5 protein-coding genes are annotated in these 6,092 nt (G+C 71.7%); 3 read left to right on the top strand and 2 right to left on the bottom strand.

Going from position 1 to position 6,092, the window contains the following annotated elements; translation table 11 throughout:
- Positions 1-6: 6 nt before the first annotated feature.
- Positions 7-945 carry an aldo/keto reductase gene (locus BIU98_RS03860; RefSeq protein ID WP_071271741.1) on the bottom strand — a complete coding sequence of 313 codons (939 nt, stop codon included), beginning with the start codon at positions 943-945 and terminating at the stop codon, positions 7-9.
- A 116-nt stretch (positions 946-1,061) separates the two neighbouring features.
- On the opposite strand from BIU98_RS03860, the gene BIU98_RS03865 reads away from it, so the two are divergent.
- Both BIU98_RS03865 and BIU98_RS03870 read left to right on the top strand, forming a co-directional pair.
- Positions 1,062-1,658: a TetR family transcriptional regulator gene (locus tag BIU98_RS03865; RefSeq protein ID WP_071271744.1), complete on the top strand. Its 597-nt coding sequence runs from the start codon at positions 1,062-1,064 to the stop codon at positions 1,656-1,658.
- Between the two features lie 97 nt (positions 1,659-1,755).
- A complete protein-coding gene (locus tag BIU98_RS03870; RefSeq protein ID WP_083392948.1) occupies positions 1,756-2,637 on the top strand; it encodes a carbon-nitrogen hydrolase family protein in 882 nt (293 codons plus the stop codon).
- On the opposite strand, the gene BIU98_RS03875 is transcribed toward BIU98_RS03870, so the two are convergent.
- Positions 2,624-3,832 carry an aminotransferase class I/II-fold pyridoxal phosphate-dependent enzyme gene (locus BIU98_RS03875; RefSeq protein ID WP_071271747.1) on the bottom strand — a complete coding sequence of 403 codons (1,209 nt, stop codon included), beginning with the start codon at positions 3,830-3,832 and terminating at the stop codon, positions 2,624-2,626. The genes BIU98_RS03870 and BIU98_RS03875 overlap by 14 nt on opposite strands.
- 182 nt (positions 3,833-4,014) lie before the next feature.
- Between BIU98_RS03875 and BIU98_RS19690 the strand changes: the two genes are divergently transcribed.
- Positions 4,015-6,039 carry a S1C family serine protease gene (locus tag BIU98_RS19690; RefSeq protein WP_071271750.1) on the top strand — a complete coding sequence of 675 codons (2,025 nt, stop codon included), beginning with the start codon at positions 4,015-4,017 and terminating at the stop codon, positions 6,037-6,039.
- Positions 6,040-6,092: the final 53 nt, after the last annotated feature.

Here is a 6,092-nt window from a genome sequence, read left to right on the forward strand (position 1 = left end):
GCTGGCTCAGCCCGTCGCGCGCTTGCCGCGGACGCCGTGACCGAGTGTCGTGATGCGCTCGAGTTCCTCCGAGGAGAAGGTCACGGCTGCTGCGGCGACGTTCTCGGCGACGCGTCCGGGGCTCCGCGATCCCGGGATCGGGACGATGTCGTCCCGCTGGGCGAGGATCCAGGCGAGCGCGAGCTGCGAGAGCGAGATGCCCTTCGCGTCGGCCAGCTCGGTGAGCCCTGCGACGACGGCCGTGTTGGCGTCCCAGTGCTCGGGTGCCCACCACTCCAGGAACTGCCGGATGTCGTCCTGGGCGTAGGCACTCCGAGGCCGGACCGCCCCGCTGAGGAAGCCGCGTGCCAGGGGTGAGTACGCGACGAGGCCGATGCCGAGCTCGTCGACGACAGGGAACAGGTCCTCGGACTCGCGCGCGAAGACCGAGTACTCGGTCTGGAGGACCGAGATCGGGTGGACCGCGTTCGCCCGGCGGATGTTCTCGGCGTCCGTGTTCGACAGGCCGAGGTACCGGACCTTGCCGGCCTGCACGAACTCCTGCATGACGCCGACGACGTCCTCGATGGGGACCTTCGGGTCGTGGACGTGCTGGTAGAGCAGGTCGATCGAGTCCGTCCCGAGGTTCCGGAGGCTGGCGTCGACGACCTCGCGGACGTGCTCGGGACGCGAGTCCTGGCCGTAGGTGTCGGTGAAGCCGAACTTGGTGGCGATGGTGACCTCGTCGCGGACAGGTGCGAGGGCGGTGCCGAGGAGCCGCTCGCCCGTGCCCCAGCCGTAGAGCTCCGCGGTGTCGAAGTGCGTCACGCCGAGGTCGTGCGCGTGCCGGATCGCTGCGATCGACTCCGTGTCGTCGCCCGGGCCGTACGCGAACGTGGTGCCCATCGCGCCGTAGCCGATCGCGCTGACGACGAGGCCCTGTCGTCCGAGTGTGCGGTGGTGCATGGTCGTCCTTCCGAGACGGGTTGTGCGTGCGTGTGGCACTGTACGCCACTCGTGGCAGAGACTGTCAAGTACGGCGGGTGCTGACGACTCGGGTCGGCCGGCGGTAGGCTCGGCGCATGAGCGAGACGACGGCCGGCCGACCAGGCCTGCGGGACATCACCCGTGACGCCGTCCGTGCTCGCATCGCCGCCGTCGCCATCGCGCGGTTCGACGCCGATGGGTTCGACCGTGTCACCGTCGAGCAGGTCGCAGCCGAGGCGGGGATCTCCGCGAGGAGCTTCCACCGGTACTTCCCGGCGAAGGAGGACGCGGTCATCGGCGACCCGGCGCGCCACAGCGACGTGCTCGCGGCGGCGTTCGGCGACCGGGCTCCGGACGAGCCGGTCTGGACCGCGCTGCGCGAGGCCTTCGCGACGATGCTGCTCCGTGGGGACGGCGGCGATCCCGACACGGCCCGCCGGTCCGTCCGGGTGATGACGAGCACGCCGTCGCTCCGGGCGCGGAACCTCGAGAAGCACCATGCCTGGGCCGAGGTGCTCACGCCACTGGTGGCCGCGCGGCTCGGCGGTGCGGACGTCGACCTGCGTGCGCGAACGATGGTGCAGGCGGCGCTGGGGTGCTTCGACGTGTCGATCACGATGTGGGCGACCGGTGACGACGGTGACGTGACGGGTGTCCTTCGTCGGTCGTTCGACGTGCTCGACGTCCGGTAGCTGCGGGGCGGTGCGGGTGTGCCGGGCGGGTGCGCCGGGCGGCGCTGCGGGTGTGCCGGGCGGCGCGCGTCGTCGTGGTGCCGGTTAGCCTGGCCCCGTGACGAGACTGACCATCGCCGCGGCGCAGTTCGCGCCCGTGGACGACCCCTCCGTGAACCTCGAGACCGTGCGGGCGGCAGCGGAGGACGCGGCGGCCCGCGGGGCCCAGCTCCTGGTCACGCCCGAGTACACGTCGTACTTCGCGGCGGAGATCGACGACCGGTTCGTCGCGGCAGCGCAGCCGCTCGACGGACCCTTCGTCACCGGGCTCCGCCGGATCGCCAGGAGCACCGGGGTGGCGCTCGTGGTCGGGGTGGCGGAGGCGGGCTCGGATGCCTCACGGTTCCGGAACACGCTCGTCGCGATCGATCCTGACGGGGCGCTCGTGTGCACGTACCGGAAGGTGCACCTGTACGACGCGTTCGGTTCGCGGGAGTCCGACCGGATCGAGCCAGGCGACCCGGAGCAGCTGCCGGTGTTCGAGCTCGGCGGCGTGTGGGTCGGTCTCGAGACCTGTTACGACCTGCGGTTCCCGGAGGTCACGCGGCGTCTGGCTGCCGGGCCGGCGAGCGCCGGTGCGGCTCGTGGCGGTGGCGCTGCTGCCGACGTCGTCGTGGTGCCCGCCGAATGGGTCCGTGGTCCGGGCAAGGAGCACCACTGGCGGACCCTGCTCACGGCGCGGGCAATCGAGAACACCGTGTGGGTGCTCGGCGTCGGCCAGGCACCGCCGATCGGCATCGGGGGATCGGTCGCGCTCGACCCGTCGGGTGTCGCCGTTGCCGCGCTCGGGGCTGCCCCTGGCTTGCTCGTCACCACGGTGGACACGGACGTCACCGCCGAGGTCCGGCGGGTCAACCCCTCGCTGTCACTGCGGCGGTACGACGTGACGGTCCGGAGCGACGGCGCGGGCGCGGGCGCCGGCGACGTCACGCCCCGCTGAGGGTCGCGAGCCGGGCGGCCGCGTCCTCGAGCACGGACCGCCGCTTGCAGAAGGCGAAGCGCACGAGCGAGCGGTAGCCGGCGGCGTGGTCCGGGCGCACGAACGCCGAGACGGGGACGCCGACGACGCCCGCCGTGTGCGGCAGCTCGAGGCAGAAGGGGCGCGCGTCCTCGTACCCGAGCGGCGCGGTGTCCGCGATGACGAAGTAGCCGCCGTCGGGCCGGTGGACCCCGAAGCCCGCCGCGGTGAGCCCTGCCGCGAGCACGTCGTGCTTGGCCGCGAGGTCGGCCGCGATGCCGGCGAAGACCGTGTCCGGCAGGCGGAGGCCGACGGCCACGGCCGGTTGGAACGGCGCACCGTTGACGAAGGTCAGGTACTGCTTGACGGTCGTGATGGCGATGACGAGCGCCGGGGGAGCGGTCAACCAGCCGATCTTCCACCCGGTGGTGCTGAAGGTCTTCCCGGCGCTGGACACCGTGACTGTCCGCTCGCGTGCCCCGGGCAGCGTGGCGACCGGCACGTGCGGCGCGAGCGCCGTGTCGAAGGTCAGGTGCTCGTAGACCTCGTCGGTGATGATCACCGCGTCGTGGCGCTCGGCGAGCTCGACGACGATGCGTAGGACCTCGGTCGGCAGCACCCGCCCGGTCGGGTTGTGCGGGGTGTTGACGAGGACCGCGCGGGTCCGGTCCGAGAACGCCGCACGGAGCGTGGACTCGTCGGGCAGGAAGTCCGGCGCCGTCAGCGGCACGGTGACGTGGGTCGCCCCGGCCAGGCGGATCAGCGCGCCGTAGGCGTCGTAGAAGGGCTCGAACGTGATCACCTCGTCGCCGGGTTCGACCAGCGCGAGGAGCGTCGCCGCGAGTGCCTCGGTCGCGCCGGCGGTCACGAGGACCTCCTGGTCGGGATCGACCTCGAGCCCGTACCAGTGGCGCTGGTGCTCGGCGATCGCCAGGCGCAGGTCGGCGGTCCCGCGCCCCGGCGGGTACTGGTTCACGCCGTCGCGGATGGCCTGCACCGCGGCGTCGAGGACCTCGGCGGGGCCGTCCTCGTCGGGGAAGCCCTGCCCGAGGTTGACCGAACCGGTGCTGGCCGCGAGGGCACTCATCTCGGCGAACACGGTGGGGGCTGGGACGCCGTCGGGGCCGAGGAGCATCGCGCCCTCCGCCGCTCGCAGCCAGGGTCCGGTGTGCCGCATGGGGTTCCCTCCGACGGGCGCTCGCGCTGGACGGTCCCCAACCTAGTGCGTCCGCTCGGCCCCTCCCGGGAGTGCGTCCACAGGTGACGCATAAGCTCGCCTCAAGGCACTTGCAGGGTCGTCATCAGGACTGCCCAGGCTCGTGCGACAGACTGCACGAGCTTGAAAGGAGCACGTCCAGCATGACCGACACCACGCCCAACGGGCACGGCGACGACATCCGTCCGGACGACACGACCTCTGAGGTCGCCGCCGACGATGCCGCGCAGCAGACGGGCGACGCCGGCGCGTCGACGCCGAACGACGCACCGACCAGCGCGAACGGGCAGGAGGCCCCGGGCGCGAGCACGGATGCCGACCACACCGACGTGATCCACCCAGCTTCCTCGGCCGGCGACACCGACCGGTACACGGCGCCGTACCCCACGGCGCAGTACGGCAGCGACCAGCAGTACGGCGCGGGTCAGCAGTACGGCAGCGACCAGCAGTACGGCGGCGACCAGCAGTACGGGCAGGGCCAGTACGGCCAGCAGTCCGGGCAGCAGTCGCCGTACGGTCAGCAGTCGCAGTACGGCCAGAGCGACTCCGGCCAGAGCCAGTACGGCCAGGGCCAGTACGGGCAGGGCCAGTCCGGCCAGCAGTCCCAGTACGGCCAGTACGGTCAGGGCCAGTACGGACAGCAGGACCAGTACGGGCAGGCCCAGTCCGGCCAGCAGGACCGCCCCCGCTACGGCGAGTACGCACAGGGCTCCGCGCAGGCCCCGGCCTCCGCCCACGAGCAGCCGTCGAGCAGCCAGTACGGGTCCAGCCAGTACGGCTCCGGCCAGTACGGCTCCGCGCAGTCCGGGTACGGCCAGTCGGCGTACGGCCAGTCCGCACCGGCGCCCACCTCCAGTGCCTACGGCGACCAGGACGGCGCACCGCGCAACGGCCACTACTTCTCCGACTCCACCGCAGCCGGTGCGTCCGGCGCGGCGACGGGCGCCACCACTGCGTCGAAGGGCCGCTCCCGCTTCGTCCTCCCCGTCGTCGGTGCGCTCATCGTCGGCGCGCTCGTCGGTGGCGCTGCCGGCGGCGGTTGGGTCGCTGCCACGTCGAACGGCGGCTCCGTCGCCAGCTCATCGGGCTCCGGTGGCGGCAACCTGACGGTCAACGACTACGACTCCGCGACCGTGGTCACCGCGGTGGCCGCGGCTGCCACGCCCTCGGTCGTGACGATCAACGTCTCCGCCTCGAGCGAGGCCGGCACCGGCTCCGGTGTCGTCCTCACGAAGGACGGCTACATCGTCACGAACACCCACGTGGTCACCCTCGACGGCGACAGCTCGGGCGGCACCATCAAGGTGACGACCTCGAACGGCGAGATCTACACCGGCAAGCTCATCGGCACCGACCCCACGGTCGACCTCGCCGTGATCAAGATCGACGCCACCGACCTGAAGCCGATGACCTTCGCGGACTCGTCGGACCTCAACGTCGGTGACACCGCCGTCGCGATCGGCGCCCCGCTCGGACTCTCGAACACGGTCACGGACGGCATCGTCTCGACGCTGAACCGCAGCATCCAGGTCACGTCGAGTGACCCGAAGGCCGGCGGCGACTCGAACGAGGGCCAGGGCAACAACGGCAACGGCCCGTTCGACTTCTGGGGCAACGGCGACAACGGTTCGAGCTCCGGCGCCTCCGCGACCGTCTCGCTCCCGGTCATCCAGACCGACGCGTCGATCAACCCCGGCAACTCGGGCGGTGCGCTCCTGGACTCCAAGGGCAAGCTGATCGGGATCAACGTCGCGATCGCCAGTGCCGGCGCCTCGGACTCGTCCGGTTCGCAGGCGGGCAGCATCGGTGTCGGGTTCTCCATCCCCTCGAACCTCGTCAAGCGCGTCTCGGGCGAGATCATCGACAAGGGTTCGGCCACGCACGGCCTGCTCGGCGCGACCGTCGGCGACGCGAACGAGGACACCAGCGCCACCCAGATGGGCGCTCTCATCAAGTCGGTGTCGTCGGGCGGTGCCGCCGCTGGTGCCGGTCTGCAGAAGGGCGACGTCGTCACCAAGATCGGTGACGCCACCGTCGCGGACGCGACGGACCTCACCGCGCAGGTCCGGTTCTTCGCCGGAGGCGCGAAGACCACCATCACCTACGTCCGGAACGGCGACACCCGCCAGGCCGACGTGACCCTCGGGACGTACGACAGCAAGAGCTGACGCGCCCCACCACAGACGGGAGGCACGGTGCCAGCTGGCACCGTGCCTCCCGT

The sequence above is a fragment of the Curtobacterium sp. MMLR14_010 genome (assembly GCF_001865015.1).
Classification (GTDB): domain Bacteria; phylum Actinomycetota; class Actinomycetes; order Actinomycetales; family Microbacteriaceae; genus Curtobacterium.

Excerpts from the sequence above, each read along its gene's own strand:
- BIU98_RS03860 (WP_071271741.1), bottom strand. The coding sequence starts at position 945 with ATGCACCACCGCACACTCGGACGACAGGGCCTCGTCGTCAGCGCGATC.
- BIU98_RS03865 (WP_071271744.1), top strand. The coding sequence starts at position 1,062 with ATGAGCGAGACGACGGCCGGCCGACCAGGCCTGCGGGACATCACCCGT.
- BIU98_RS03875 (WP_071271747.1), bottom strand. The coding sequence starts at position 3,832 with ATGCGGCACACCGGACCCTGGCTGCGAGCGGCGGAGGGCGCGATGCTC.
- BIU98_RS19690 (WP_071271750.1), top strand. The coding sequence starts at position 4,015 with ATGACCGACACCACGCCCAACGGGCACGGCGACGACATCCGTCCGGAC.